Source organism: Ruegeria sp. AD6 (assembly GCF_056542325.1).
In genome coordinates, this window is the sequence record NZ_JBQFZQ010000001.1 from 1,070,610 (window position 1) to 1,095,249 (window position 24,640).

At 60.0% G+C, this 24,640-nt stretch carries 28 protein-coding genes; 15 read left to right on the plus strand and 13 right to left on the minus strand.

All coding sequences use genetic code 11. The features are described from left to right. Window positions 1–14 precede the first annotated feature (14 nt). From ACR0KJ_RS05170 to ACR0KJ_RS05180, 3 genes are all read left to right on the plus strand, one after another. Entirely contained in the window at window positions 15–956 is a 942-nt protein-coding gene (locus ACR0KJ_RS05170; protein WP_480626109.1) for a nucleoside hydrolase, read from the plus strand. Next, window positions 953–1,402: a GNAT family N-acetyltransferase gene (locus tag ACR0KJ_RS05175; RefSeq protein ID WP_170450121.1), complete on the plus strand. Its 450-nt coding sequence runs from the start codon at window positions 953–955 to the stop codon at window positions 1,400–1,402. The genes ACR0KJ_RS05170 and ACR0KJ_RS05175 overlap by 4 nt, the downstream gene beginning before the upstream one ends. A gap of 588 nt (window positions 1,403–1,990) precedes the next feature. After that, the gene (locus ACR0KJ_RS05180; protein ID WP_170621930.1) at window positions 1,991–2,671 is read left to right on the plus strand and encodes a hypothetical protein; all 681 of its coding nucleotides are present in this window, start codon (window positions 1,991–1,993) and stop codon (window positions 2,669–2,671) included. A 51-nt stretch (window positions 2,672–2,722) separates the two neighbouring features. On the opposite strand, the gene eno is transcribed toward ACR0KJ_RS05180, so the two are convergent. From eno to ACR0KJ_RS05200, 4 genes are all read right to left on the minus strand, one after another. Next, window positions 2,723–4,000 carry a phosphopyruvate hydratase gene (eno, locus tag ACR0KJ_RS05185; RefSeq protein ID WP_480626110.1) on the minus strand — a complete coding sequence of 426 codons (1,278 nt, stop codon included), beginning with the start codon at window positions 3,998–4,000 and terminating at the stop codon, window positions 2,723–2,725. A 124-nt stretch (window positions 4,001–4,124) separates the two neighbouring features. Beyond that, on the minus strand, window positions 4,125–5,006 hold the full coding sequence (locus ACR0KJ_RS05190) for a DMT family transporter (RefSeq protein ID WP_480626111.1): 882 nt from the start codon (window positions 5,004–5,006) through the stop codon (window positions 4,125–4,127). Between the two features lie 137 nt (window positions 5,007–5,143). Then, the gene (locus ACR0KJ_RS05195) at window positions 5,144–5,557 is read right to left on the minus strand and encodes a Fur family transcriptional regulator (RefSeq protein ID WP_170450112.1); all 414 of its coding nucleotides are present in this window, start codon (window positions 5,555–5,557) and stop codon (window positions 5,144–5,146) included. Between the two features lie 84 nt (window positions 5,558–5,641). Further along, entirely contained in the window at window positions 5,642–6,364 is a 723-nt protein-coding gene (locus ACR0KJ_RS05200) for an endonuclease/exonuclease/phosphatase family protein (protein WP_480580848.1), read from the minus strand. A gap of 188 nt (window positions 6,365–6,552) precedes the next feature. On the opposite strand from ACR0KJ_RS05200, the gene ACR0KJ_RS05205 reads away from it, so the two are divergent. Next, window positions 6,553–7,470, plus strand: a complete 918-nt coding sequence (locus ACR0KJ_RS05205; protein WP_170450110.1) for an adenylate/guanylate cyclase domain-containing protein — start codon at window positions 6,553–6,555, stop codon at window positions 7,468–7,470. Here the strand turns inward: ACR0KJ_RS05205 and ACR0KJ_RS05210 are convergent. Continuing rightward, window positions 7,446–8,864: a protein adenylyltransferase SelO gene (locus ACR0KJ_RS05210; RefSeq protein WP_480626112.1), complete on the minus strand. Its 1,419-nt coding sequence runs from the start codon at window positions 8,862–8,864 to the stop codon at window positions 7,446–7,448. The two genes, ACR0KJ_RS05205 and ACR0KJ_RS05210, sit on opposite strands and share 25 nt — an antisense overlap. Window positions 8,865–8,949: 85 nt before the next feature. Here ACR0KJ_RS05210 and ACR0KJ_RS05215 point away from each other — a divergent pair, with 85 nt between their 5' ends. Both ACR0KJ_RS05215 and ACR0KJ_RS05220 read left to right on the plus strand, forming a co-directional pair. Continuing rightward, the gene (locus tag ACR0KJ_RS05215) at window positions 8,950–9,369 is read left to right on the plus strand and encodes a cupin domain-containing protein (protein WP_480626113.1); all 420 of its coding nucleotides are present in this window, start codon (window positions 8,950–8,952) and stop codon (window positions 9,367–9,369) included. A gap of 4 nt (window positions 9,370–9,373) precedes the next feature. Then, on the plus strand, window positions 9,374–10,264 hold the full coding sequence (locus tag ACR0KJ_RS05220; RefSeq protein WP_170450104.1) for a fatty acid desaturase: 891 nt from the start codon (window positions 9,374–9,376) through the stop codon (window positions 10,262–10,264). A 67-nt stretch (window positions 10,265–10,331) separates the two neighbouring features. Here the strand turns inward: ACR0KJ_RS05220 and ACR0KJ_RS05225 are convergent, their stop codons facing one another. The 3 genes from ACR0KJ_RS05225 to ACR0KJ_RS05235 all read right to left on the minus strand — a co-directional run bounded on the left by ACR0KJ_RS05225 (window position 10,332) and on the right by ACR0KJ_RS05235 (window position 12,248). Beyond that, window positions 10,332–10,793: a hypothetical protein gene (locus tag ACR0KJ_RS05225; RefSeq protein ID WP_480626114.1), complete on the minus strand. Its 462-nt coding sequence runs from the start codon at window positions 10,791–10,793 to the stop codon at window positions 10,332–10,334. A 10-nt stretch (window positions 10,794–10,803) separates the two neighbouring features. Further along, complete coding sequence (locus ACR0KJ_RS05230) at window positions 10,804–11,094, minus strand: hypothetical protein (protein ID WP_480626115.1); 291 nt, start codon at window positions 11,092–11,094, stop codon at window positions 10,804–10,806. A gap of 80 nt (window positions 11,095–11,174) precedes the next feature. After that, window positions 11,175–12,248, minus strand: coding sequence for an anhydro-N-acetylmuramic acid kinase (locus ACR0KJ_RS05235; protein ID WP_480626277.1), 1,074 nt, complete (start codon window positions 12,246–12,248; stop codon window positions 11,175–11,177). A gap of 252 nt (window positions 12,249–12,500) precedes the next feature. Between ACR0KJ_RS05235 and ACR0KJ_RS05240 the strand changes: the two genes are divergently transcribed. The 3 genes from ACR0KJ_RS05240 to ACR0KJ_RS05250 all read left to right on the plus strand — a co-directional run bounded on the left by ACR0KJ_RS05240 (window position 12,501) and on the right by ACR0KJ_RS05250 (window position 16,018). Continuing rightward, complete coding sequence (locus ACR0KJ_RS05240) at window positions 12,501–13,793, plus strand: MFS transporter (RefSeq protein ID WP_480626116.1); 1,293 nt, start codon at window positions 12,501–12,503, stop codon at window positions 13,791–13,793. Between the two features lie 87 nt (window positions 13,794–13,880). Beyond that, window positions 13,881–15,134 (plus strand): tyrosine--tRNA ligase, encoded by a 1,254-nt coding sequence (gene tyrS / locus ACR0KJ_RS05245; RefSeq protein WP_170450097.1) that lies wholly within the window; start codon window positions 13,881–13,883, stop codon window positions 15,132–15,134. 119 nt (window positions 15,135–15,253) lie between these two features. Continuing rightward, entirely contained in the window at window positions 15,254–16,018 is a 765-nt protein-coding gene (locus ACR0KJ_RS05250) for a DNA/RNA non-specific endonuclease (RefSeq protein ID WP_480626117.1), read from the plus strand. Window positions 16,019–16,127: 109 nt separating this feature from the next. On the opposite strand, the gene ACR0KJ_RS05255 is transcribed toward ACR0KJ_RS05250, so the two are convergent. Further along, on the minus strand, window positions 16,128–16,865 hold the full coding sequence (locus ACR0KJ_RS05255) for a hypothetical protein (RefSeq protein WP_170450094.1): 738 nt from the start codon (window positions 16,863–16,865) through the stop codon (window positions 16,128–16,130). A 281-nt stretch (window positions 16,866–17,146) separates the two neighbouring features. On the opposite strand from ACR0KJ_RS05255, the gene ACR0KJ_RS05260 reads away from it, so the two are divergent. After that, complete coding sequence (locus ACR0KJ_RS05260) at window positions 17,147–17,902, plus strand: SDR family NAD(P)-dependent oxidoreductase (RefSeq protein WP_170450092.1); 756 nt, start codon at window positions 17,147–17,149, stop codon at window positions 17,900–17,902. Between the two features lie 9 nt (window positions 17,903–17,911). Further along, window positions 17,912–18,466, plus strand: a complete 555-nt coding sequence (locus ACR0KJ_RS05265; RefSeq protein WP_170450090.1) for a sugar O-acetyltransferase — start codon at window positions 17,912–17,914, stop codon at window positions 18,464–18,466. On the opposite strand, the gene ACR0KJ_RS05270 is transcribed toward ACR0KJ_RS05265, so the two are convergent. Further along, a complete protein-coding gene (locus ACR0KJ_RS05270; RefSeq protein ID WP_170450088.1) occupies window positions 18,447–18,785 on the minus strand; it encodes a winged helix-turn-helix transcriptional regulator in 339 nt (112 codons plus the stop codon). The genes ACR0KJ_RS05265 and ACR0KJ_RS05270 overlap by 20 nt on opposite strands. A gap of 124 nt (window positions 18,786–18,909) precedes the next feature. Between ACR0KJ_RS05270 and ACR0KJ_RS05275 the strand changes: the two genes are divergently transcribed. Further along, window positions 18,910–19,197: a putative quinol monooxygenase gene (locus ACR0KJ_RS05275; protein ID WP_170450086.1), complete on the plus strand. Its 288-nt coding sequence runs from the start codon at window positions 18,910–18,912 to the stop codon at window positions 19,195–19,197. A 90-nt stretch (window positions 19,198–19,287) separates the two neighbouring features. Here ACR0KJ_RS05275 and ACR0KJ_RS05280 read toward each other — a convergent pair whose 3' ends face one another. The 3 genes from ACR0KJ_RS05280 to ACR0KJ_RS05290 all read right to left on the minus strand — a co-directional run bounded on the left by ACR0KJ_RS05280 (window position 19,288) and on the right by ACR0KJ_RS05290 (window position 22,481). Then, window positions 19,288–21,096 (minus strand): ABC-F family ATP-binding cassette domain-containing protein, encoded by a 1,809-nt coding sequence (locus ACR0KJ_RS05280; protein WP_480626118.1) that lies wholly within the window; start codon window positions 21,094–21,096, stop codon window positions 19,288–19,290. A 67-nt stretch (window positions 21,097–21,163) separates the two neighbouring features. Then, complete coding sequence (locus ACR0KJ_RS05285; RefSeq protein ID WP_170621943.1) at window positions 21,164–21,904, minus strand: GNAT family N-acyltransferase; 741 nt, start codon at window positions 21,902–21,904, stop codon at window positions 21,164–21,166. Window positions 21,905–22,004: 100 nt separating this feature from the next. Beyond that, on the minus strand, window positions 22,005–22,481 hold the full coding sequence (locus tag ACR0KJ_RS05290; RefSeq protein ID WP_170450082.1) for an outer membrane protein assembly factor BamE domain-containing protein: 477 nt from the start codon (window positions 22,479–22,481) through the stop codon (window positions 22,005–22,007). Window positions 22,482–22,566: 85 nt separating this feature from the next. Here ACR0KJ_RS05290 and ACR0KJ_RS05295 point away from each other — a divergent pair, with 85 nt between their 5' ends. From ACR0KJ_RS05295 to plsX, 3 genes are all read left to right on the plus strand, one after another. Then, window positions 22,567–23,103 (plus strand): DUF177 domain-containing protein, encoded by a 537-nt coding sequence (locus ACR0KJ_RS05295; RefSeq protein ID WP_170621944.1) that lies wholly within the window; start codon window positions 22,567–22,569, stop codon window positions 23,101–23,103. 205 nt (window positions 23,104–23,308) lie between these two features. Continuing rightward, window positions 23,309–23,515 (plus strand): 50S ribosomal protein L32, encoded by a 207-nt coding sequence (rpmF, locus tag ACR0KJ_RS05300; RefSeq protein ID WP_008756996.1) that lies wholly within the window; start codon window positions 23,309–23,311, stop codon window positions 23,513–23,515. A 24-nt stretch (window positions 23,516–23,539) separates the two neighbouring features. Continuing rightward, a complete protein-coding gene (plsX, locus tag ACR0KJ_RS05305; protein WP_170629168.1) occupies window positions 23,540–24,628 on the plus strand; it encodes a phosphate acyltransferase PlsX in 1,089 nt (362 codons plus the stop codon). Window positions 24,629–24,640: the final 12 nt, after the last annotated feature.

Here is a 24,640-nt window from a genome sequence, read left to right on the forward strand (position 1 = left end):
CCCGGAGGCACAGCATGGCACCGCGCAAGATCATCATCGACACCGACCCGGGACAGGACGATGCCGTCGCCATCCTGCTGGCGCTGGCCAGCCCCGAAGAGATCGAGGTTCTGGGCATCACCGCCGTTGCCGGAAACGTCCCGCTGGCGCTGACAGCCAAGAATGCCCGTATCGTGTGCGAGTTGGCCGGGCACACGCATATCCCGGTCTATGCCGGGTGCGACCGCCCGCTGAACCGCCCGCTGATCACGGCTGAGCATGTGCATGGCAAAACCGGGCTGGATGGCCCTGTATTGCCGGACCCGGTGATGCCGCTGGCCGAGGGCCACGCGGTCGATTTCATCATCGATACCCTGCGCGTGCAGGAACCAGGAACGGTTACGCTGTGTCCGTTGGGACCGCTGACAAACATCGCCACGGCGTTCCAGAAGGCGCCTGACATCATCGACCGGGTGCAGGAAATCGTGCTGATGGGCGGCGCCTATTTTGAGGTCGGCAACATCACTCCGGCGGCAGAATTCAACATTTATGTCGATCCGGAAGCCGCTGAAATCGTGTTTAAATCCGGCGTTCATATCGTGGTCATGCCGCTGGACGTAACCCATGACGCCCTGGTCACGCCCCATCGCAACGATGCGTTCCGGGCGCTGGACAGCAAGGTCGGCCATGCCGTGGCCGAGATGACCGATTTCTTCGAACGCTTCGACAAGGAAAAATACGGCTCGGAAGGCGCGCCGCTGCACGACCCTTGCGTGACGGCCTATCTGATCCGGCCAGACCTGTTCTCGGGCCGCCATATCAATGTTGAGATCGAAACCCAGTCAGAGCTGACGCTGGGCATGACCGTGGCCGACTGGTGGCGGATTACGGATCGTGCGCCGAACGCGATGTTCATGGGGGATGTCGACGCCGAAGGATTTTTCGACTTGCTGACAGAAAGGCTGGCCCGCCTATGAGCGCCGCACTGAGACTTGCCCGCCCTGAGGATCTGGATCGCCTGATGGGTCTGGTCACCGCTTTCCATACCGAGGCACAGATCGCGCAGGATGCCGATCAGCGGCGCGAGGCGTTGCTGCCGTTGCTGGAAGGCATCCCGCATGGCTGCATCTATCTGATCGGTCCGGGCCGCGCGCCTTTGGGCTATATCATCCTGACCTTCGGCTGGTCGGTCGAGTTCGGCGGCATGGACGGCTTTGTCGACGAGATCTACATCCGCCCTGCTGTCCGGGGCCGTGGCATCGCAACCGAAGTGCTGTTGGACCTGCCCAAAGCGCTGGCCGAGGCCGGGCTGACTGCGCTGCATCTGGAAGTCGATCGCACCAATGAAACGGCGCAAAAACTGTATCTGCGCACGGGCTTCAAACCGCGTGAGCGTTACATGTTGATGAGCAAGCCGCTCTAGCGGGATTCCCCACGGAAAATCAGGCCCGGATTGTACATCTCTTGAACCGGGTCATCCTGAGAGATCTCTGCCCCCGTAATCGGATAGGTTCCGGGCTCGGTGCAGGCAGATAAAACGCCAGCAGAAATCACTGAAAGAATAAGAAGGAATCTTGAAGCAGACATCGCGTCCCCCTTTCTGTAATATGTTAAGGATTACCGCGATCATTGTACCTCATATAGGAACAAGTTCACATATGAGCATGTTATTGTCAGTTTTTTCGCATCAAAATGGTGAAAAATCAGATGTTTTTGACTTGCCAAGGTTCTTTGTCGCCACCTCGTTCCTACCCAACCGGTGCTGTCGGTTTCACCTGAAATTTGGATTTTAGCAGGCAGCCCTGATAAGCTGTTTTACATGCGCTTCGGCTGCTCGGTGCGCTTTTGATGATGTCATGCCCACATTTGCGCGTGCACATTGTCCAATTGAGTTCGTGTGGCGACAAAAGCTGAAGCCATCCATGCGGATTTTTGGGAAGCCAAAGTAAGACTTGGAACGAATCTCGCTTTGGTGTCCTGTATCCGCATTTAGATTAAGAGGTAAGTTAATATGAAATCAGTCTATTTTTCTCTTTCGGCGCTGTGCCTGGCGGCCTTGGTAGGATGCGGCGAAACCGTTCCTATCGCAGACGAAACCGGCGGTCGTGAACTGAAACCCCCGCGTGAAGGCATCCGTGTCGGTTCTTTGTACTACGTTCGCGAAAACCCCACCAACGACCTGACCCGCCCTGCAAACCTGGAAAGCCTGTGTTTCTTTGACTTGCCTTTGTCCGATGTGACGCTTGAAGCGGACCAGCGTGTCGCTGATATCGACCTTCTGAAAAAGCTCGAAGCGTCCGGTGAGTTGGGTGGGATAGAGACCAAATTCGCCTCGGCCGGGCTGAATGGCGGCATTGATCGCTACTATTCCTACAAGCTGACCAATGCCAGGAAGTCATCCGTGACACTGCAGGACGCATCCCGGTTGTTCAATGAACAGGGCGACGGGCCCAAATGCAGTGGCTGGCGGGAAAATGTCGGACAGTTTGACTGGGCGGCCTATCAGATTCAGTCGGTGATTTCCGGGGACATCATCTTTGCGCGCAAGTCGACCTCGAACGCGTCAGGCGATCTGTCGGCGGCCCTTGAAGTGCTGGAACCCGAGCTGGTTGCCGAACTCAGCAAGGAAAACTCGGCGGGTGTGACGGGAACCGGGCTGGTCGTCAGCTTTGTTCCGATCAGCCGACAGTAATGTGGCTGACCCCGTCGCGGTGTGCGCCGCCACGGGGTCAACCCTGTTCGTTCAGCGTTTCAGGATCGACGCGCCTGCGTATTCCGCGACCTCACCCAGCGATTCCTCGATGCGGATCAACTGGTTGTACTTGGCCAACCGGTCCGAGCGTGCCAGCGAGCCGGTTTTGATCTGACCGCAATTGGTCGCCACAGCCAAATCAGCAATGGTGGCGTCCTCGGTCTCGCCCGAACGGTGTGACATCACATTGGTATAGCGCGCGCGGTGAGCCATATCGACGGCGCGTAGGGTCTCGGTCAGCGAGCCAATCTGGTTCACCTTGACCAGCATCGAGTTGGCGCAGCCGCGCTCGATCCCTTCGGCCAGACGCGCGGGGTTGGTCACGAACAGGTCGTCGCCCACCAGTTGCACCTTGTCACCGATGGCGTCGGTCAGGGCTTTCCAGCCGTCCCAGTCATCCTCGGACATGCCGTCTTCGATCGAGATGATCGGGTAATCATTGACCAGCGCTGCCAGATAGGCCGCGTTTTCCTCGGACGACAGCGAGATCCCCTCGCCCGCCAGAACATACTTGCCGTCTTTGAAATACTCGGTCGCCGCACAATCCAGCGCCAGGTGGATTTCCTCGCCCGGTTTGTAGCCTGCCTTTTCGATGGACTTCAGGATGAAATCCAGCGCCTCGCGGGTCGATGCGATGTTCGGGGCAAAACCGCCCTCGTCGCCCACGCCCGTGGCCAGACCAGCCGCAGACAGCTCTTTCTTCAGCGTGTGGAACACTTCGGAGCCCATGCGCACGGCTTCGCGGATATTCGCAGCCGCCGTCGGCATGATCATGAATTCCTGAATGTCGATGGGGTTGTCCGCGTGTTCACCGCCGTTGATGATGTTCATCATCGGCACCGGCAGCACGCGGGCCGAGGTGCCGCCGACATAGCGGTACAAAGGCTGCGTGGTGAAGTCCGCCGCCGCCTTGGCGGTTGCCAGCGAGACACCCAGAATGGCGTTGGCGCCCAGACGGCCTTTGTTCTCGGTCCCGTCCAGTTCGATCATGGCCTGATCGATGGCGACCTGTTCGGTGGCGTCAAAGCCAACCAGTTCCTCGGCAATCTCACCGTTCACCGCGGCAACAGCTTCCAGCACACCTTTGCCCAGATAACGCGCCATGTCGCCGTCGCGCTTTTCCACTGCCTCATAGGCGCCGGTCGATGCGCCCGAAGGCACGGCAGCGCGGCCCATGGTGCCGTCTTCCAGAATCACGTCCACCTCAACGGTCGGATTGCCCCGGCTGTCCAGAATTTCGCGTGCGTGGATGTCGATGATGGTGCTCATGAGGCCCGTCCCTGTGGCTGCGTTCAGTTGCACGCCTCTTAGCATCACAGGGCAAAAAGTAAACCGTTCATGTTATCGCTAACACGACTCTGGGCAAATGTTTGCGCCAACCTGCGACGATCCGTCAGGCGGCGACAGCCAATGCGCGCGCCAGCCTGCGTTCACGGATGAATGTATACATGCCCGATCCGATGATCAGCGTGGCACCGGCCAGCGTCATCGTATCCGGGCGCTCGCCGAACATGAGCATCCCTGCCGCAATCGAGAAGATCAGGCGGGTATAACGAAACGGTGTCAGGGCCGAGGCTTCGCCGATCCGCATTGCGGTGACGATGCTGTAATAGGCCAGAACGCCAAAGCCGACCGCCCCGACAAACGGCCAGATTTGTGCCGACCCCATCGGGGCCACCGGCTGCGCGTTCAGAACCATCAGGGTCAGCCCGGCCAATGCCACCGCGACATAGGCCTGCAAGGCCACGACGGATGAGGCAATCCGCGCGTCCAGCCGCCGCGTGATCAGGTCTCGCGCAGCGATGGCAATGACGCTGAGCACGACGAACAGTGTTTCCGGCTGAAACCCGTCCAATCCGGGCCGAATGATCATCAGGACACCGATGAAACCCAGACCGATAGCGCTCCACCGTCGCCAGCCGACCTGTTCGCCCAGAAACAGTGCCGCGCCCATCGTCACCGCCAAAGGCATCGCCTGAAACACAGCCGCCACGGTCGACAGATCAACCAGGGACAGCGCGGTCAGGAAAGCCACGGCCCCAACCCCTTCGCACGCCGCGCGGATCAGCGGCAGGGGTTGCCATGCTTCTGTGTTGAAGATGCGTTTGCGTGTTGCCACAGCCATCAGGGCAAACAGCACCGCACAGGCCAGACCCAGCATTACCATGATCTGACCGGTCGGTACCGTCGCCGACATGTGCTTGATGAACATATCCTCAAGCGAGAACGCCGCCATCGCGCCGACGACCAGCAAAATGCCGTGCACGTTGTTCATGATCACATCCGTTGAAACCAGCGGCCCGAATTACCGCTCTTTGACTCACCCAAATCGTAAGACGCCCGTTCAGACAAGCCTTAACCGCCCGGAATATATGATATCCCGTGCGGCTGACCTTCGCGATTGGTGATGAGTCAGTCTTTGTCCAGCGGAACGCCGTACAGTTCCAACCGGTGGCCTTTGAGCTTGTAGCCCAGTTTCGCAGCGATCTTTTCCTGCAGCGCCTCGATTTCGGGGTCGACGAATTCGATCACCTCACCCGACTGCATATCGATCAGATGGTCGTGGTGGTCGCGCTCGGCATCCTCGTAGCGGGCGCGCCCGTCGCCGAATTCCAGACGGTCGAGTATCCCGGCCTCTTCAAACAGCTTTACCGTGCGATAGACCGTGGCAATCGATATCCCCGCATCGATGGCCGAGGCGCGTGCATACAGTTCCTCGACATCGGGGTGGTCTGCGCTCTGCTCAAGCACCTGCGCAATGGTGCGCCGCTGGCCAGTCATGCGCAGGCCCTTGGCCTCGCACCGCGCGATGATCGTGTCGGACATGCTGCCCCTCAGAAGTTACTTGGGGTGCTGTCTTAAACCGTCTCAGCGCCCAGCGCCACAGGGATTCGACGCCCAAGGCGCAGATCATCCGGCGCGCTGCAAATCCGCCCAGATCGGCAGATGGTCCGAGGCGATATGGGCGGGCCGGTCCAGATGTGCGCCGTGGTTCAGCGCCTCGATCCCCTGCCCCAGCGCAATCCGATCCAACGCGCCCAACGGTTGCGCCGCCGGAAAGCTGGCCACAGGTGGTAGAAACCGCATCTCGGGCGCCAATGTGTCCAGCACAGGCTGGCGCGACCATTCGTTGAAATCCCCGGCCCAGACAGTGGGCATCTGGTCCAGATCGTCGTCGAAGCGCCGGATATGCGTGATCTGTTGCCGCCTGGATGCGGGCAGCAGCCCCAGATGCATTCCCATCACACGCAGCGGTCCGATCTGCGTATCAAACTCGACCCGTACAGCGCCACGCGGCTCAAACCCCGGCAGGTCGTGGTGGCCGGTCTGACGGACCGAGATCTGATCCCCGCGCCAGATCACAGCATTGCCATGCCAGCCCAGACTGCCGGCCCCGCCCAGATCGACGATCTGCCATCCGGCCTCATCCAGCATGAAATGCGGCAAAGCGGCCGGGCGCGGCGGCAAGCGCTTATCCGCCTCTTGCAGAACGACAATATCGGCCTGCATGCCGTTCAGAACCTGCATGATCCGCTGCGGTTGACGCCGAAAATCCAGCCCGACACATTTCTGAATGTTGTAGCTGGCAAGGCGCAGGGTCGGTGGTTTTTGGAAGTCGTTTTTGATGTTCACTGCCCCCGACAAGCGCCCCGCCCCGAGATTGTCACAAAACGACCGGGATTAACCCGCATTTGTGGTGTTCTGCGCGTCTTGCGACTTGCAATACCGGGGGCGTATATTCAATGGTCTAAGATTATTAGATTAAGTCAGTGTACACAAAATTCTGCGGGGTTAAACTGCCGCAAAAAGGAACCGCGCTATTGGACGTTGAATCCACATTCGCCACGATGATCATTGCCGATATCGTGGGCAGCACGCCGCTTTACAAAGCTGTAGGCGATGATGAGGCCCAGCGACTGATCCAGCTTGAGATCGACCGGCTTCGCTCGGTTCTGCTGGAGTTCGGCGGCGTACCGGTTGGGCAGAAGGGCGACGATGTTCTCAGCTATTTCGAAGACCCAAGCGCCGCGTACCAGGCCGCGCTCAAGCTGATTGAACCTTCGACCCACACGCCTCTGTCCGTCCATATCGGTGTGCATTGCGGCCCCATCGTGATCGGTCAGCGCGGGATATACGGCGAGGCCGTCAACGTCACCGCCCGGTTTGCGACAGCTGCCAATCCGGGAGAGGCCTGTTTCAGTCAGGGCGTTGCGGTGTTGCTGCCAAATGAATTGCGGCAAACTCTGATCCCCTTGGGCCAGCTGAGCCTAAAGGGCCTTAACGAGCCGCAGACTGCTTATTCACTGATCCATCCGGACTCGGATTCGATCATGCAGACAAGGCTGCCCCAGAACTTTGGCCGGTCCGAGGAAAACTGGCAGCCGCGCGAAGGGCTGACGCTGATCCTGCGCCATGAAGACCGGGTCTGGCGGTGTCTGGGCAATGGCGAGTTCAATATCGGCCGCTCTCCGGATTGCCATGTGGTTCTGTCGCAACCCTGGATTTCGCGGCTTCACGCCGTGCTTGCAATGAAGGCGGGCAAACTGATCCTGACCGATCGCAGCACTTCGGGCACCTATGTGAAATCCGAGTCGGGGCGTGAAATCCAGCTAAAACGCGAATCCGTCATGCTGGCCGATAGCGGCCTGATTTCTCCGACCCTGCCCATCGAAATGTCCGAGACCTGTTTGCAGTTCGAACTGCTGGGCCGCAATCAGGTGCCGCAGAACGTGGCGTGAACCACCTCGCCTTGCGTCGGTGGACGCGTCAGATCGGCCTCATCCGGCTGATCGTCATAGGGCCGTGACAGCACCGTATCGAGACGCTGGAACAAAGTGTAATCCCCCTGCACCGCCGCTTCGATCATCTGCTCGATCCGATGGTTGCGTGGAATGAAGGCTGGGTTTGCCGCGTTCATGACCGTTTGCGGCTCCGGCTCGCGCTGCAACCGCGCGGTCCAGCCCTCAGCCCAACTGTCAAAGGCCTGCGGGTCGGTGAATTGATCCCGCGCCGCCTGACCGCTGAGCGCGCGGAACGTGTTGGTGAAATCCGCCTGTTGCTCGGCCATGCGTTTCAGCAGATCGGAAATCAACTCAAGATCCCCGGCCTCAGCACCTGAAATCCCGATCTTGGCGCGAAAGCGGGTCAGCCAATGATCCTGAATCTGCTCAGGCATCGCATGGACAATCTCGGTCGCCTCTTCCACGGCGGCCTCTTTGTCCTCCATCTGCTGGATCAGGGCGGTCGCCAGTTGCGCAAGATTCCACACGGCTATGTCAGGCTGGTTGGAATAGGCATAGCGCCCCATCCGGTCAATCGAACTGAACACCGTGTTCGGGTGATAGGTGTCCATGAACGCACACGGCCCGTAATCGATGGTTTCACCGGCAATCGAGCAATTGTCGGTGTTCATCACCCCATGGATGAAACCGACGCTCATCCAATGCGCAATCAGCCGCGCCTGCACATCGCGCACCGCGCGCAGCAAGCCCATCGGCCCATCGGCCTCGGGATAGTGGCGCTCGATGGCGTATTCCGTCAGGCGTCGCAAACTGTCGAACTGCCCCCGCGCCGCGAAGACCTGAAACGTCCCCACGCGCAAATGGCTGCGCGCCACGCGTGTCAGAACCGCCCCCGGCAGTGGGGTTTCGCGAAACACCTGCTCGCCCGTCTCGACCGCGGCCAGCGCGCGTGTGGTCGGCACGCCCAGCGCGTGCATCGCCTCGGACACGACATATTCGCGCAATACCGGCCCCAACCACGCGCGCCCGTCACCCCGTCGGGAAAACGGCGTGGGACCTGAGCCTTTCAACTGAATATCCCGCCGCACCCCATCGGCCCCGATGGTCTCACCCAGTAAAACCGCACGCCCGTCGCCCAGTTGCGGGTTGTAGGTGCCGAATTGATGCCCGGAATAAAGCTGTGCCAAAGGCTCGGCCCCGTCTGGCAGGCTGTTGCCTGCAAAAGCCTCGGCCATTTCCTGCACATCCCCGGGTGAGATCTGCAGCAACCGGGCCAAATCGGTATTGAACACAATCAACCGAGGGGCACTTACCGGAACCGGTGCCTGCCGCGCAAAAAACGTATCCGGCAGGCGGGCATAAGAATTATTGAACGGGATCGTCAGGGTCATGCGCCAAACATATGACCTGAACCGACAATTGCCATAGCGGATCACCTGCACCCGTGCATAATCACCTCAAACCCCCGAGGATACCATGACCGCACAAGAGATCATCGACCACCTGAACCTGCAACGCCATCCGGAAGGTGGCTGGTTCAAGGAAACCTGGCGCGCCAACAATGCGGGCCGCGCAACGGGCACCTGCATCTACTTCCTGCTGCAGGAAGGTGAGAGCAGCCACTGGCACCGCGTCGATGCGACCGAGATCTGGCTCTATCACTCCGGCGCGCCACTGGTGCTGTCGCTCAGCGAAAGTGATCAGGGCCCTGCGACCGATCACCTTCTGACCCCCGATCTGAACGCAGGAGCCCCGCAACTGATCGTGCCCGAAGGCCACTGGCAAGCCGCGCGCAGCACCGGCGATTACACTCTGGTCAGTTGCACCGTCTCGCCGGGGTTCGAGTTCGATGGCTTCGATCTGGCCCCACCCGGCTTCGACATTCCGAGAGAATAGGCACATGGACCACCGCGCCCTCATCGCCTTAATTCCGGCCGAGACCAAGGACAAGCTGCAACGCCGGTCCGACGCGGCAGGATTGAAACATCTGGCGGTCTATTTCGCGCTTTTGGCCCTTTGTAGCATCGGTATCGCCGCGCAAATCCCACTCTGGCCGCTCCTTATGGTCCCGCAAGGCGTCCTGCTGGTCTTTCTGTTCACGCTCAGCCACGAATGCACCCACAAGACACCGTTCAAAACCGGGTGGATCAACGATACGGTTGGTCACTTGGTCTCGGTACCGATCGCTCTGCCTTTCACATGGTTTAGGTATTTCCATTTGGCCCACCACAAATGGACCAACCACCCGGACAAAGACCCCGAACTTGGCGGAAAACCGCGCCCTGACAGCTGGCGCAGTCTTGCACTCTACCTCAGCGGTGCACCTTACTGGTCCGGCATGGGCAAAGTGCTGGCTCAAAACGCCTTCGGACAGATCGACGCCCCCTACCTGCCCGCGCGACAGCATCCTGCGATCCGAACCGAAGCGCGCATATTGCTCACACTTTACGCACTGGCCCTGCTCAGCCTGCTTTCCTCAACGCTCCTGCTCTGGCTTTGGATCATCCCCGTCCTGATCGCCCAGCCCGCGCTGCGCCTGTACCTTCTGGCCGAACACGGCCTCTGCCCACCGGTCGCCAATATGCTGGAAAACTCGCGCACCACCTTCACCAACCGGATCATACGGTTTCTGGCCTGGAACATGCCCTACCACGCCGAACATCATGCCTTTCCGAACGTGCCCTTCCACCAGCTACCCGCATTCCACGACTGGACCCGGACCCACCTGAAATCCACATCCGACGGCTATTCAGGCTTCACCAAAGATTACGCCCGCACGCTCAACTCCTAGGATCCGTTCTTCATCTGGCCAAAAATACCTCGGGGGAGTCGCGCCTGCGCGACGGGGGCAGCGCCCCCTATTTCTCAGCCCGGCTTTTGATCAGCATATTGATCAATGGCACCAAAACCGCCGTCAGAGACCCCAGTGGATTCGCCCCAATGCCTTTGACCGCACGCACCACTTCGCGTGCCTCGGTCGCCATATCCTCAAGCTCATCCTCGATATCCGCAATTGCCATATCACGCAGCTCAACGGCTGGTGCGACCTCATCTTCGGCATTGCTGCGCCGTGCAATCAGCACAAGGAGCCCGGCCAATACAAGATTGCCAAAGGACAGCAGCGCGGCGGCGGCGGCAGGCGACATCGTGCTTCGAAGCGCAAAGAACAGCGCGACGTTCAGCAGAACGAGCGCCAACATGGCGGCAATCCCGGCCAAGACCATCAGAATGGTCTGCTGCTGCATAACGGCCAGACGGCGGCGCGCGATCAGGCGTTCGGTTCGGTAGATCGTGACCAGATTTCTGCTCAGCCTGCTCATAACGTTGCTCCTACCCCTTTACCCGCCCAACCACGTAGCCCAGCGAAAACGCAATCAGCAGGGCAGTGATCGGATAATCCTTCTGTAGGCGGCCGAATTCCTCGACCACGTCCTCTCCCAATGCCTGCGCTTTGCTCAGATCAATCCCGTGCTCTTCCAGCAGCTTTCGAATCTCATCCGAGGTTTTGACGGGCTCGGTCTGATATTCGGGGGGCGAAGCCGACCCGCCCTTCGCCTCCAACTCGGCATTGCGGCTGCGTAACGCTTCCAACTCGGATTCAAGCTCGGCTTTGGTTGCCATACTCTCTGGCCCTCATTGCATGGGTGTCGCGCAACCGTCGCACAATGAGTTGTTTTTTTGAACTGTTTTCCGGTTCCGGCTCACCCGGCCCGATTCATCGAGACCGCGCTGACGACACCGCCCCCCACCAGCGCCTGAACACCGGTTGTGCCGGGGCACGAGGTCGGCAAACCCCGCGCCACACGTACGGCGAGATAGGCAAATGCCTGTGCTTCCAGCATGTCACCGTCCAGACCCACGGCCTCGACCGGTTCGACCGGGCAATCGAGCGAGACCCGCAGCATCTCCATCAACACCGGGTTGCGCCGCCCGCCACCAGTAACCAGAACGCGGGACGGAGGTTTCAGACAATACCCGATCCCCTGCGCAACCCCTGCCGCGCACATCCCCGTCAGGGTCGCCACCGCATCTGCATCGCTGAGTTCCTGAACCAGCCCGATCATCTCGGCAAAATCGTTCCGGTCTAAAGACTTCGGTGGCATCTTGGTAAAGAACGGCTCGGCCAGAAACAGTTCCAGCGCGCCCATCTCAACGGTGCCCTCGCGCGCAACCGCGCCATCCCGGTCCATCGGTTGACCCAAGCGCGCCTGCATCAAATCATCCACCGGCGCATTCGCAGGCCCGGTGTCAAACGCCAGCAGGGCGCCGGGTTGTTCGGGCCCGTCAAAGCTCGGGTCCACATAGGTTAGGTTCCCGACCCCCCCAAGATTGAGGAAACACAAGGGCGCGTCGGCCCCGATCCATTTGGCGCAGGCAAAGTGAAAGAATGGGGCCAGCGGCGCGCCCTCGCCCCCCATGGCCACATCATCGCTGCGGAAATCCCAGACCACAGGCACGCCCAGCGCCTGCGCCAGACCTTTGCCATCGCCAACCTGCAATGTGCCACGCCCACGTGGCTCATGCGCAAGGGTCTGACCGTGCACGCCGATCAGGTCGATATTGTCAAACTCCGACAACGCCTCGGCATGGGCGATGGTCACCAGTTCAGCCGCCGCATCGACATCTGGCCCGTGCCACTGTCCCAGCGCCGCGCGCAGGATCTGACGCTCTTCTTCGGAATAGGCGCGGTATCCGCTTTCACCGAAACCATGGATGCGATGGCCATCGGTTTCCACCACGGCCGCGTCCACCCCATCCATCGAGGTGCCGGACATCGTGCCAAGGGCTCGGATCGGCTTGTTTGTCTTAATGGCCGGGCGCACCTGTCATTCTCCTGTTCGTTCTTTTTCTACCCTTGCGGGTTCGACACTGCCCGCCATTCCCTGGCCAAAGCAAGACGAATAGAAACAGAAGCCGCGATTTTGGGCAGGCGCGACCGCAGGCCCACACTCGGCCCGACCGAACCCGTTGCGCAATTCCTGCTTCTGCGCCAGCATTGCAGGGCATCTTCGAATAACGGGGCGGGAATGACCGAGGCGCAAACGCCAAAAGACGCAAAAGCGGTTGAGAGCCGGAACTACCAGTTGATCTTCTGGTCCGGTGCGCTGGCTACGATTGGCGGGCAATTGGTGAACCCGCGTCTGGTGCTGCCATTCCTGTACCTTGCCCTTGGCGCGCCAACTTTTGTCGCGGGCCTGCTGCTGCCCTTCGTGACCGGCGCGCGGTTGATCGCGGAAATCTTCGTCTCGCCCTTCGTCAACCACGTGACGCGCGCAAAGCTTGCCGTCTATGTGCCGAACATCCTGACGGGGGCCATTCTGGCCATCGTCGCCCTGTTTGCGACCAACCTGCCGCAGGTGATGGTGGTTTTGCTGTTCCTGCTGACCGCAATCGTCATGGGCCTGTGTCAGGGCATCAACAGCCTTGGGACCAGCCAGATCTATGGCACCTCGGTGCCCGAGTCGAAACGCAACCGGATGGTGTTTGCGCAGGCGACCATATCCGGTGTGCTGGCCATCATTGTGGTCTGGGTGACCAAGGATCTGCTGGCTTCGGATCAGCCGATGCAGCGGCATATCGTGGTGATGTGGTGCGGCGTGGTTGCAATGTTTGCCGCCGGGATCAGCTTTGCCGGGGTGCGACTGTTCGAGGAAGAGATCAAGCGCCCGCCGAAACGCGTCGAGAAACCGAAACCCCTGGCGGAACTTGCAACAGGCTTCAGGACCGGGATGGCCTACCCATGGTATCGCAAGTTCCTGTTGGCCCGTGTTCTGTTCATCTCGGTCGAGCTAGCGATGCCGTTTTACACAATTCACGCGGCCACCTACCATATCGGCACCGAACACTCGCTCAGCTATTTTGTGATCGGTGCCAGCGCAGGGATCGTGATCGGATCCATTCTGTGGGGGTGGCTCAGCGGTCGGGTGTCGGTAAAACATGTGATGTGGCTGGGCTGCCTGATCTCGGCGCTTTCGGCGATCATGGCGCTGGGGTTCACGTTGACCGGCCATGCCGGCAACGTCTGGATCTATGCCGCGGTCATCCTGCTTTTGTCCCTTGGCGGCAACGGAGTGATCTATGGGCGCTACCTCTACGTGATCGAGATGACGCAGGAACAAGAGCGGTCCTATCTGGTCGCTTTGGGCGATGTGACAGCCGGTCTGGTCGGCATCGCCTTTGCCGCCGTTCTGGGTGCTGTTGCGCATCTGCACGACCCGGTAACGCCAATCATCGCGCTGGCCATTTTGAACGTGGTCGCGATGCTCTATGCCTTTCGATTGCCCGCCACCGGAACCGGTGCTGAGACTGCCGCGCATTAGGCCGCCAATTCTTGCAAAATGGTGCCTTTCCCTTACCCATCCTGCCGCCTATACAGTGCCCCGCAATAGTAACCCCGAGGGCACGATATGACCTACCACCCCAAATCGGATTTCATCGCCACGATGATCGAGCGCGGCTTTCTTGCCGACTGCACCGATTATCAGGGCCTTGATGAGGCGCTGATCAGTGGGTGCAAACCGGCTTATATCGGCTTTGATGCAACGGCCAAGTCGTTGCATGTGGGCAGCCTGATCCAGATCATGATGCTGCGCTGGTTCCAGAAGACCGGCCACCAGCCGATCACTCTGATGGGCGGCGGCACCACCAAGGTGGGCGACCCGTCGTTTCGTGCGGACGAACGCCCCCTGCTGGGGCCCGAGCAGATCAATGAGAACATCGCGGGCATCAAAAAGGTATTCTCCGCCTATATCGACTATGACAGCGACGCCGAGAACAAGGCGCTGATGCTGAACAATGCCGAGTGGCTGGACGGCCTGAACTACCTTGATTTCCTGCGCGATATCGGGCGGCATTTCTCGGTCAACCGGATGCTGAGCTTTGAATCGGTGAAATCGCGGCTGGATCGCGAGCAGTCGCTCAGCTTCCTCGAATTCAACTACATGATCCTGCAGGCCTATGACTTCCTTGAACTGAACCGCCGTTACGGCTGTGTTCTGCAAATGGGTGGCTCGGACCAGTGGGGCAACATCGTCAACGGCATCGACCTGACCCGCCGGGTGCTGGATCACGAGATTTACGGCCTGACCTCGCCCCTGCTGACCACCAGCGACGGCAAGAAAATGGGCAAATCTCAGGACGGTGCAGTCTGGCTGAACGCCGACATGCGCTCGCCCTATGAGTTCTGGCAGTTCTGGCGCAACACCACCGATGCGGACGTGGGGCGGTTCCTGAAGCTCTACACCGAAATGCCGGTGGATGAGTGTGATCGGCTGGGCGCGCTGCAAGGGTCCGAGATCAATGAGGCCAAAATCCGCCTCGCCAACGAAGTGACCACGCTTGCCCACGGTGCACAGGCCGCGGCAACCGCCGAAGCTACTGCGCGCGAGGTGTTCGAAAAAGGCGGCGTGGGCGACGACCTGCCGACCCTGACCCTCAGCGCCGCTGAGCTGGGCGACGGCATGTCGATCGTGCAATTGATCGTGAAATCCGGTCTGGCCAAATCCGGCAAAGAGGCCAAGCGCCTGATTGCCGAAAACGGGGCCAAATTGGACGACGCGCCGCTGACAGATGCGGGGCTGATGATCGATGCGGGTGCCTTGTCCTCACCCATCAAACTAAGCGCGGGCAAGAAACGGCACGCGCTGGTGCAACTGGGCTAAACCGATTGACCCTGAGCGCGTAAGGGCGTGCTCAGGGGCCTTCTGTGAACTCGGCTTCTTTGCCGTGATGCATTCTGTGCTAACCTGTTCGGGGTTTTGGTTTCGCAGATTGTTGTGTCATGGTTGTTCAGAATATTTTCAAATCCACCAAAAGAAGCGATGTTGTCTTCGAAGGCGAGAAATTCTCGACCGGAGCGGATGAAGTCACCTGTGTTTTGACGACAGACAGTTTGAAGCTGAAAGGCAGCCCGCCCGCTTCGGGTCACTGCAACATCGTCGAACGCTTTAACTCTCGCTGGGACGTCAAGGATTTGATTGACCTATCGGCGGTTCAAAAGGCGCTTGCGAACAAGACGACACTGCAGAAGCTGGCCAAAGCCAAATCGGTCGAAAAAATCCTAGAACTATTGGCGCTTAGCGAAATTCATATGTTGGCTGACTATTCCGAGCTGCAGGCCCAGACCTATGTCAAAGGTCATATCCTCAGCGAACAACTGGGCGGCCCGGGAACCAACGTGAACCTGACGCCGATGTCGACAAGTTCGAATTCAACTTACTACAGCAAGTTCGAATCCAAGCTGATCAGATTGCTTGAGGATGTGAAAAAGGAAGAAAAAGTCACTGGCTACCGCGTGCGGGTCCGGTTTCACGCAAAATGCAAGGGCGCGATGAAACCGTGGTGGGGTAGCGGCGCGTCCAAAGAGACCACGCGGATGCTGAGCAAGCTACCAAAGACCCTGCAGGCCAGTTGGCGGTTTGACAGTTTCTTCCGAGACGGCAAGCCGACCGAACGTATCCCCAGGACAAAACTCCCCCCTTCGGTTGTCAAGAAGATGCCAGTTGCCACGGGGATTAAACCGTTCAGCATACCGTTGGATCTTTGATCGACTGGTCTTTTTTGTGAATTGACGATGACCGGGCGTTAGGGATGATCTGGCGCCAACAAAAACTCGGCCACCCGAAAGTGGCCGATTACTATTCAAGCGTGCCGGGTCACTTTTTGCCTTTGCCGCCACCTTTGCCGCCACCTTTGCCGTCGCCGCCTTTGCCGTGTCCGGAACCGTTGCCCTGGCCATTATTGTTACCGTTATTGCCGGTACCTGGTCCGGAACCGTTGTTGTTACCGCCGCCGTTACCGGGGTTGCCTGCATTCCCATTTCCGTTTCCGGGGCCGTCGCCGCCCTTGCCGCCACCTTTACCGTCGCCGCCCTTGCCGCCACCTTTGCCACCGCCTTTGCCGGGGCCTTCACCGCCACCGTTTCCAGGGTTGTCACCGCCGCCATTGCCGGGGTTGTCACCTCCACCATTGCCGGGGTTATCGCCGCCACCGTCGCCGGGACCGTCACCACCACCGTCGCCAGGGCCGTCGTTTCCACCGGTGCCGCCACCATTACCCGGGCCCTGACCTCCGCCGCCGGTATTGCCGCCATCGTTTCCACCACCCGTCGGGCCCTGAGCGACCCGATCCGAACTGCGGTCTTCGCCCCGTGTGCTGCCTGCGTCCGAAATCGACGCCGTCGGCAGATCCGTCAGCAATGCCGCCAAACCGGGGCACATCGCGCCGGTGTTCTGCAACGTGGTCTCGAAATCCGCGCGCCGCTGTAGCTGCTTCAGAAAGCTCGGCGTGACCTGCGTGCAGTCACACAGCGCAGCATAATCGCCGCTATTCGCCGCCGTCCGCGCGGTTCGCCAATCGCAAACCTCGGGCGCGGCCGCGGCGCTGCTGGCCATCAAAACTCCAACAAATGGTGCAATCGCAAACGCACCCAATTTGTGCTTCGTACTCGTTAACATGTCGGTACCTCCTGACATAGAAACACCTGACCATGTCAGGCTATTCGATCACGAGATGGAGACGTCTCGTGAGGTCCGGATGAACGCTGGCTGAAGATTTGTTAACCTCGCGTCACCCACGTCGGATGCAAATGACGCTTGGTCTTTGGCCAAACATCTGGACACACCCGACCCAAGCCGCTTATTGAACATACGTTCATAAATCTGGGAGGCATCCGATGAACCTGTCGAACACAGCCGCACTCGTCACCGGAGGCGCGTCGGGTCTTGGCGAGGCCACTGCCCGCCATTTCGCGCAACACGGTGCGCAAGTCACGATTCTGGACCGGGATGAAGACCGCGGCGCGCAGGTGGCCAATGAAATCGGCGGCCATTTTGCACAAACCGATGTCACCGACGAAGGCTCGGTCGCGGCTGCTGTTGCCACCGCAGCAAGCAAAATGGGTCGGATCACCGCCACGGTGAACTGTGCCGGGATCGCCTACGGGATCAAAACCGTGGGCCGCGATGGCCCGCACCCGCTGGACGCCTTTCAGCGCACCATCGACATCAATCTGGTCGGCACCTTCAACGTGTCGCGACTGGCAGCCGTTGAGATGGCCAAAAACGAACCAGAGCCGGATGGCGCGCGCGGCGTGATCATCAACACCGCTTCAATTGCCGCATTCGACGGCCAAAAGGGCCAGGCGGCCTATGCGGCGTCAAAAGGCGGCGTGGTGGGTATGACCTTACCCATGGCGCGCGATCTGGCCTCGACCGGTATCCGCGTGATGGCCATCGCTCCGGGCATTTTCATGACGCCGATGCTGGCGGGCCTGCCCGAAGAGGTGCAGCAGCAACTGGCTGCTGACGTTCCGAACCCCGCTCGCCTGGGGGATCCCAATGAATACGCCCGCCTTGCCGGTTTCATTGTCGAGATGGGCTATCTGAACGGCGAAGTCATCCGCATCGACGGAGCGCTGCGTATGCGCTAGGTCTGTCGAATGACCGAGCGTGAAAAGATGCAGGCCGGGCAGTGGTATTGCTGCCTGGACCCCGAGTTGGACGCGTTGCGGGCGCAAGCCCGCCGCGCAGTTCACGCGCACAACACTTGCCCGCCAGACGATCGCGGCGCGCTGGCTCCTGAATTGCAAACGCTGTTCGCGGACCTTGGGTCCGAGTGTTATCTCGAAGCACCGTTTCACTGCGCTTACGGGATGAACATCCACCTTGGACACCGGGTCTATTTCAACGCCGGATGCGTGATTCTGGACACCGCGCCGGTTCGGATCGGTGACGACACGATGTTCGGCCCCCATGTTCAGATCTATTGCGCCCAGCACGCCAAAGACCCAACCGAGCGCGCCCAGGGTCTGGAAATCGGCTTACCCGTGACCATTGGCCGGAATGTCTGGTTCGGCGGCGGTGCCATTCTGATGCCCGGCATTACCATTGGCGACAACGCAACCATCGGCGCGGGCAGCGTCGTCACCAAAGACGTGGCAGCCAGAGAAACCGTGGTCGGCAACCCCGCCCGGCCTATTCACCCCCTCCGATAACCCTGTTCTGACCCCAATCCGCCAAAGCCGCGATCACAGGGCGCAGCGCTTGCCCCTTTTCAGTCAGGCTGTACTCCACTCGGGGCGGCACCTCGGCAAATACCTTTCGATGCACGATTCCATCTGCCTCAAGCTCGCGCAATTGCTTGGTCAGGCTGCGCTGGGTCACCGTACCCAGCGCACGGGACAAGGCGTTAAAGCGCATGGTGCCGCCAAGAAGATGATAGATTACCAGCCCTTTCCATTTTCCCGATATCTGCTCCAACCCGGCCTCAACCGGGCAGCCTGCACTGCAGTCATATCTTTCAAATCGATCCACCGCCGCCTCCTGCCTTTGACAGTATACAAAAGGTACCTACCTGCATAAATAGTGCGTACTTGCGTGTTTTGTATACGTGTCACATATCCCGGGTCATCGCAACTGAACCCTGTAAGGAGACATCATGGCCCTGACCATTCTCGCTCAAATCACGGCCCATCCGGGTAAGGAAGACCTTGTCCGCGCCGAGCTTGAAAAGCTGATCCCAATCACCCGTGTCGAAGACGGATGCATTCAATACGACCTGCATGTGGACACAACCAATCCCGGTGTTTTCGCGTTTTATGAGAATTGGGAAAGCCGTGACCTGTGGCAAACGCATATGAACGCGCCCCATCTCGCGGCGTATATGGAGGCTACCGAAGGGGCCGTGGCCGAGTTTACGCTGAACGAAATGACACGGATCGGTTGATCCCATCCACGGCAAAGCCGGAGCAGTCGCCAGGCTCCGGTTTTGTGAAACTTTTTCAATGTGGCCTTTTGAGCGTCGAAGAGTCTGCGTTTACCCGGCCTCGGCCTTCTCTTCCAGAATCAGCCACTCTTCCTCAGCCGCCGACAGCTTTTCCTGCCGTTCAACCAGCGCTTCAGACGCCTTCTGGAACTTGACCGGCTCACGCGTGAACAGGTCGGGGTCAGACATCAACTCTTCCAGCTTACCGATCTCGGCCTCAAGGCGCGCGATCTCGACGGGCAGTTTCTCCAACCGGTGTTTTTCCGAGAAGGACAGGCCCGATTTCGGCTTCGCCTCCTGCTTGACCTTCGGCTTGGAGGGCTTTGGTTTTTCTTCCTTTTTCCCAGCAACCTCTCCGCGCTGAGCGATATAGTCCGACCAGCCCCCGGCATAGACCGTGGCGCGCCCATTGCCTTCCATCGCGATGGTGGTTGTGGCAACCCGGTCCAGAAAATCCCGGTCGTGGCTGACCAGCAGGACGGTGCCGTCATAGTCGTCCAGCAATTCCTGCAACAGGTCCAGCGTTTCCACATCCAGATCGTTGGTCGGTTCGTCCAGCACCAGCAGGTTTGACGATTTCGCCATCAGTTTGGCCAGCAGCAACCGCGCCTTTTCGCCACCCGACAGGGATTTGACGGCGGCCCGCGCCTGCGCGTCGTCGAACAGAAACTCCTTGAGATAACCCACCACATGCTTGGGCTGCCCACCCACCATGACCTGATCGGCCTTGCCCGACACCCGCATTTCGGGGTCGCCGGTCAGACTGTCCCACAGGGTCATCTCTGGGTCCAGCTGCGCGCGGGTCTGGTCGAACACCGCAATCTCCAGATTGGTGCCCAAAGCGACCGCGCCGGCATCCGGCTCCACTTGCCCCAAGAGCATCTTCAACAACGTGGTCTTGCCCACCCCATTGGGTCCGACAAAGGCCACGCGATCCCCACGCTGCACCAGCAGGTCGAAATTCCGCACGATCTGCGTGTCGCCGAACCCCTTGGCCAGCCCTTTGGCTTCGATCACCTTGCGGCCCGATTTCGGCCCGGCCTCCAGCGTCATCGCGGCCGAGCCCTGACGTTTGATCTGCGCCGCCTTCTCGGCCCGCAGCGCCTGCAACGCCCGCACCCGGCCCTGATTGCGCTTGCGGCGGGCGCTGATGCCCTCGACGGCCCATTTCGCCTCGGACTTGATCAGGCGGTTAAGCTTGTGGCGTTGCTGATCTTCCTCTTCCCAAACCTTGTCGCGCCAGGCCTCGAACGCATCAAACCCCTGCTCTTGCCGCCGTACTGCACCGCGATCAATCCACAGCGTCGCCCGAGTCAACGCCCGCAAAAACGCGCGGTCGTGCGAGATCAGCACAAAAGCGGCCCGCGTCGCGCCCAACTCGCGCTCAAGCCACGCGATGGCTTCGATATCAAGGTGGTTGGTCGGCTCGTCCAGTAGCATCAGGTCCGGCGCTTCGGCCATCAGCTTGGCCAATGCCGCCCGCCGCCGCTCGCCGCCCGAGGCAGTCTCAACGGGGCGCGTGGGGTCGAATTTCAGCCCTTCACCCGCACGCTCGACCTTATACAGCTCTCCGGGTTCCAACCCGCTGGCGGCATAGTCGCCCAGCGTGGCGAACCCCTCCATTCCGGGGTCCTGTTCCATATACCCAACGGACTTTCCGGGTGGCACGACGATCTCGCCCTGATCTGCCTCGACCAGTCCCGCCATCACTTTCATCAGCGTGGATTTACCCGACCCGTTCCGCCCCACAAGCGCCACGCGGTCGCCCGGCTGAACCACCAGATCAAGCTCGGAAAATACCGGATCGCCCCCGAAGGTCAGGGAAATGCCGGACATCTGCAACAAAGGAATTCTCGCCATGCCCGCCAGCTAAACCGGCTGGGCTGGCGCGTCAACGCCCCTGCTTCTTCTCGTCAAAAATACGGATTCACCCGGCCACCGCTCGCAGCAAACGTTTCCGTGCCGGGGGAATCGCCCCAATCTCAAGCCCGGTGAACACGTGCAGAGTGTTCATATGCCGGTCCACCACCGCATGATCGCTGACCCAGCCGCCCATCAGCAGGTATGTCCGCAGCAACGGCGGCATCCGCAGCATTGCCTGTTTCGCATCCGGCATGCGCCGCAAACGCGCGGCAAAGCGAAAGACATCCGGGGCCTTTACGCGCGGCAACCAGCGTTTCGGGGCCAGATGGCGGTGTTTGAGCATGGCAAAGGAATCCAGATATTGCTCGGTCTCGATCCCGGCGAAGGACGAGCAGCCAAACAGCATCTCGATCCGGTTTTGATCGACAAACGCGGTCATCGCCCCCCAGGCCACGCGCAGGATGTCCGGGTCAGTCCAATCGGGGTGAATGCAGAAACGGCCCATCTCGACCATACGCCCGCCGAACCCTTCCAGACTGGACAGGTCATAGAACTGCGCCGAATAGCTATGCGCGATCTCGGACCCGCTCCCCATGGTCAACATCCGGAAACAGCACACAAGCTGCCCACCGGCCTGCATATCCTCGACCAGCACATGGGAACACACCGCATCAAACGCGTCCGCGTCGGTTTGTTCCGTCGCAAAGGCCAGCGTCCGCAGCGACTGCGCCGCCGCTACGTCCCGTTCAGACTGCGCCAACCGGGCCCGATAGCGCCCTTTGTTCAACAAAACGGCTGTTGCCATGGTCGCATCCTCCGAGGTTGCTGACCGGAGATCCAAGTTACCGCCCCGATATCATAAGACATGTGACCGTCCTGTGAACCTCGCAAGACGATCCCGTGACTTAGTTCGACGCGCCCGGAATGTTGGCCGGGTTGAAGTTGCCGATATTGCCCAGCAGCTGACGCAGGAAGCCGGTGTTCTCGACACTGGATTCGGTCACGCGGCGTTCCAGCGGGATGACGACCCCATCCTCCAGGCCAAAGCGTTCGACATTGCTGACCACCCCGCGCTGATCGAAGCTGATGGCAACCACCTCGCGCGAAACGACCTCGGGCCGTTTGGGGCCATAGTGGCGGATTCGGGACCGGACATAGTAATAGCCGGAATCGCGCACCACGCCCGAGGCACCGGGCGCGCCAACTGCCTCGGCCACACTTTCGCGTGTATCCGTGCCCACCTTGATCTCGGCCAGATCCTCGGCCGGAGGCACATAGCCGTGATTCCTGAAGATCGGAGTGCAGGCGGTGATCACAGCCAGACAGGCCACCAACGCAAGCGAACGCATCGCCGATTTCGACCTGTTTCCAATCATCAACATACGCACCCTCTTGCCTTGGCCTCTTGCGGCTTCTATCCGATTACAGAAACCGCTGCCACGGTTCAACACATAGAAAGGCTCACGAATGAGCGACGTTACTGCATTGCGGGTGGCCGACCTGCCACAAAACGCCCCCACCCGGTTCGAATTGCGCCCGGGAAAGGACGTGTTGGAGGCTATTGGCCGGGATCTGGGCCTGCTCGGCCTGCGCAAGCTCAGCTTTGTCGGAGATCTGCGCGCAGCAGGAAAACGCGACTGGGCGCTGTCCGGCAAGCTGGGGGCGACTGTGATTCAGCCCTGTGTGGTGACGCTTGAACCCGTGACCACCCGGATCGACATCCCAGTTTCGCGCCTATTTGTGGCCGACTGGACCGACCCTGACGAGCCCGAGTTCGAAATCCCCGAAGATGACGAAACCGAGCCATTGGGCGCTGAGATCGACCCAGCAGCCGTGATGGTCGAGGCGCTTTCGCTGGCCCTGCCCCAATACCCACGCAAGGACGGGGCCGAACTGGGTCAGGCCGACTATACCGAACCGGGCAAACAGGCGATGACGGATGAGGATGTCAAACCCTTCGCAGGGCTGGCGGAATTGCGCGATGCCCTGAAAAAAGACGAGTGACAGAGGTCTGTTTTCCTGTCATAGCAGGCGGTCAGAAAAATCACTTGAACATGACGAGAATCGCAGTATTTTCGCGCGCTCATCGGATTTTGGGTTGGACATTTCGGGGCTGGTCCCCTAAACGCGCGTCAAACCACGATAAACGAAATATGAAACCACGGTCGGCGGCGAATCTGCTGACCCTCAGTAGACAAAGGTTGAGACCATGGCCGTCCAACAGAACAAAGTTTCCAAGTCGCGTCGCAACAACCGCCGCGCACACGACGCTCTGGTTGCTGCAAACCCGAACGAATGCCCGAACTGTGGCGAGCTGAAGCGCCCGCACCACGTTTGCGCATCCTGCGGCCACTATGACGATCGTGAAGTCGTCGCGCAGGCCGACGAAATCGACCTGGACGAAGACGCAGCCTAAGCCTGATTGAGCGCAGGCCAAGGCATGACTGAACAACCCACGCACGCCGAACGGATCACCATCTCGGTTGACGCTATGGGGGGGGACGAAGGTCCCGCAGTTGTTGTTGCAGGCCTCGCGGAATCGGCCAAAAAGAACCCCAATATCGGGTTTCTTCTGCACGGTCCGGAAGACATGCTGCGCAAGCTCGTGGCAAAACGGCGCGTCCTTGAAGGGCGCGTCGCTTTTCGTGATTGCCCTGACGTGGTCACGATGGAAGACAAGCCCAGCCAGGTTGTGCGCAGCGGCAAGCAGACCTCGATGTGGTCCACGCTTGAGGCCGTCCGTCAGGGCGAGGCGCATGGCGCGGTGTCCTGCGGCAATACCGGCGCGCTGATGGCTTTGTCGATGATGCGCCTGCGCAAACTGCCAGGTGTGAACCGCCCGGCGATTGCGATTCTGTGGCCTTCGCGCAACCCGCAGGGGTTCAATGTGATGCTGGATGTCGGTGCGGATGTGCGCGCCGACGCCAAGGATCTGCTGCAATACGCCCTGATGGGCGCATCTTATGCCCGTAACGGCATGGCCCTGCACCGCCCCCGGATCGGGCTGCTGAATGTGGGCACCGAAGAACACAAGGGCCGCGCCGAGTTAAAAGAGGCGCATGCCATGATCGCCGATTTCGCCGAGCCTGCGAATTTCGATTTCGTGGGTTTTGTCGAAGGCAGCGACATTCCCGGCGACAAGGCAGATGTCATTGTAACCGATGGGTTTACCGGCAACGTCGCGATCAAGACCGGGGAAGGCACCGCCAGCCTGATTGGCGACCTGCTGCGGCAGGCGTTCAAATACACGCCACTGTCCCGGCTGGCCTCGATCCTTGCCATCACCTCGCTGAACCGTTTGAAAAAGCGGATCGACCCGCGACGTGTAAATGGCGGTGTGTTCCTTGGGCTGAACGGCACGGTGGTCAAATCCCATGGCGGCGCTGACCCGACCGGAGTGTCAGCGGCGGTCAAGCTGGCCTTCACTTTGGCCGAGTCGGGTTTTGCCGAAAAATTGGCGGCACGGGTTGCATCGACGGCCCAGCTTGCACAAGATGCCGCGCAATCTGCGCCGCAGACGGAAAAATAACAAAAAAGGCAG

What these genes read in the sequence shown, in the direction of transcription:
- ACR0KJ_RS05170 (WP_480626109.1), top strand. Translation starts at nt 15, where the DNA reads ATGGCACCGCGCAAGATCATCATCGACACCGACCCGGGACAGGACGAT.
- ACR0KJ_RS05175 (WP_170450121.1), top strand. Translation starts at nt 953, where the DNA reads ATGAGCGCCGCACTGAGACTTGCCCGCCCTGAGGATCTGGATCGCCTG.
- ACR0KJ_RS05180 (WP_170621930.1), top strand. Translation starts at nt 1,991, where the DNA reads ATGAAATCAGTCTATTTTTCTCTTTCGGCGCTGTGCCTGGCGGCCTTG.
- eno (WP_480626110.1), bottom strand. Translation starts at nt 4,000, where the DNA reads ATGAGCACCATCATCGACATCCACGCACGCGAAATTCTGGACAGCCGG.
- ACR0KJ_RS05190 (WP_480626111.1), bottom strand. Translation starts at nt 5,006, where the DNA reads ATGAACAACGTGCACGGCATTTTGCTGGTCGTCGGCGCGATGGCGGCG.
- ACR0KJ_RS05195 (WP_170450112.1), bottom strand. Translation starts at nt 5,557, where the DNA reads ATGTCCGACACGATCATCGCGCGGTGCGAGGCCAAGGGCCTGCGCATG.
- ACR0KJ_RS05210 (WP_480626112.1), bottom strand. Translation starts at nt 8,864, where the DNA reads ATGACCCTGACGATCCCGTTCAATAATTCTTATGCCCGCCTGCCGGAT.
- ACR0KJ_RS05215 (WP_480626113.1), top strand. Translation starts at nt 8,950, where the DNA reads ATGACCGCACAAGAGATCATCGACCACCTGAACCTGCAACGCCATCCG.
- ACR0KJ_RS05220 (WP_170450104.1), top strand. Translation starts at nt 9,374, where the DNA reads ATGGACCACCGCGCCCTCATCGCCTTAATTCCGGCCGAGACCAAGGAC.
- ACR0KJ_RS05225 (WP_480626114.1), bottom strand. Translation starts at nt 10,793, where the DNA reads ATGAGCAGGCTGAGCAGAAATCTGGTCACGATCTACCGAACCGAACGC.
- ACR0KJ_RS05230 (WP_480626115.1), bottom strand. Translation starts at nt 11,094, where the DNA reads ATGGCAACCAAAGCCGAGCTTGAATCCGAGTTGGAAGCGTTACGCAGC.
- ACR0KJ_RS05235 (WP_480626277.1), bottom strand. Translation starts at nt 12,248, where the DNA reads ATGTCCGGCACCTCGATGGATGGGGTGGACGCGGCCGTGGTGGAAACC.
- ACR0KJ_RS05240 (WP_480626116.1), top strand. Translation starts at nt 12,501, where the DNA reads ATGACCGAGGCGCAAACGCCAAAAGACGCAAAAGCGGTTGAGAGCCGG.
- tyrS (WP_170450097.1), top strand. Translation starts at nt 13,881, where the DNA reads ATGACCTACCACCCCAAATCGGATTTCATCGCCACGATGATCGAGCGC.
- ACR0KJ_RS05250 (WP_480626117.1), top strand. Translation starts at nt 15,254, where the DNA reads ATGGTTGTTCAGAATATTTTCAAATCCACCAAAAGAAGCGATGTTGTC.
- ACR0KJ_RS05255 (WP_170450094.1), bottom strand. Translation starts at nt 16,865, where the DNA reads ATGGCCAGCAGCGCCGCGGCCGCGCCCGAGGTTTGCGATTGGCGAACC.
- ACR0KJ_RS05260 (WP_170450092.1), top strand. Translation starts at nt 17,147, where the DNA reads ATGAACCTGTCGAACACAGCCGCACTCGTCACCGGAGGCGCGTCGGGT.
- ACR0KJ_RS05265 (WP_170450090.1), top strand. Translation starts at nt 17,912, where the DNA reads ATGACCGAGCGTGAAAAGATGCAGGCCGGGCAGTGGTATTGCTGCCTG.
- ACR0KJ_RS05275 (WP_170450086.1), top strand. Translation starts at nt 18,910, where the DNA reads ATGGCCCTGACCATTCTCGCTCAAATCACGGCCCATCCGGGTAAGGAA.
- ACR0KJ_RS05280 (WP_480626118.1), bottom strand. Translation starts at nt 21,096, where the DNA reads ATGGCGAGAATTCCTTTGTTGCAGATGTCCGGCATTTCCCTGACCTTC.
- ACR0KJ_RS05285 (WP_170621943.1), bottom strand. Translation starts at nt 21,904, where the DNA reads ATGGCAACAGCCGTTTTGTTGAACAAAGGGCGCTATCGGGCCCGGTTG.
- ACR0KJ_RS05290 (WP_170450082.1), bottom strand. Translation starts at nt 22,481, where the DNA reads ATGTTGATGATTGGAAACAGGTCGAAATCGGCGATGCGTTCGCTTGCG.
- ACR0KJ_RS05295 (WP_170621944.1), top strand. Translation starts at nt 22,567, where the DNA reads ATGAGCGACGTTACTGCATTGCGGGTGGCCGACCTGCCACAAAACGCC.
- rpmF (WP_008756996.1), top strand. Translation starts at nt 23,309, where the DNA reads ATGGCCGTCCAACAGAACAAAGTTTCCAAGTCGCGTCGCAACAACCGC.
- plsX (WP_170629168.1), top strand. Translation starts at nt 23,540, where the DNA reads ATGACTGAACAACCCACGCACGCCGAACGGATCACCATCTCGGTTGAC.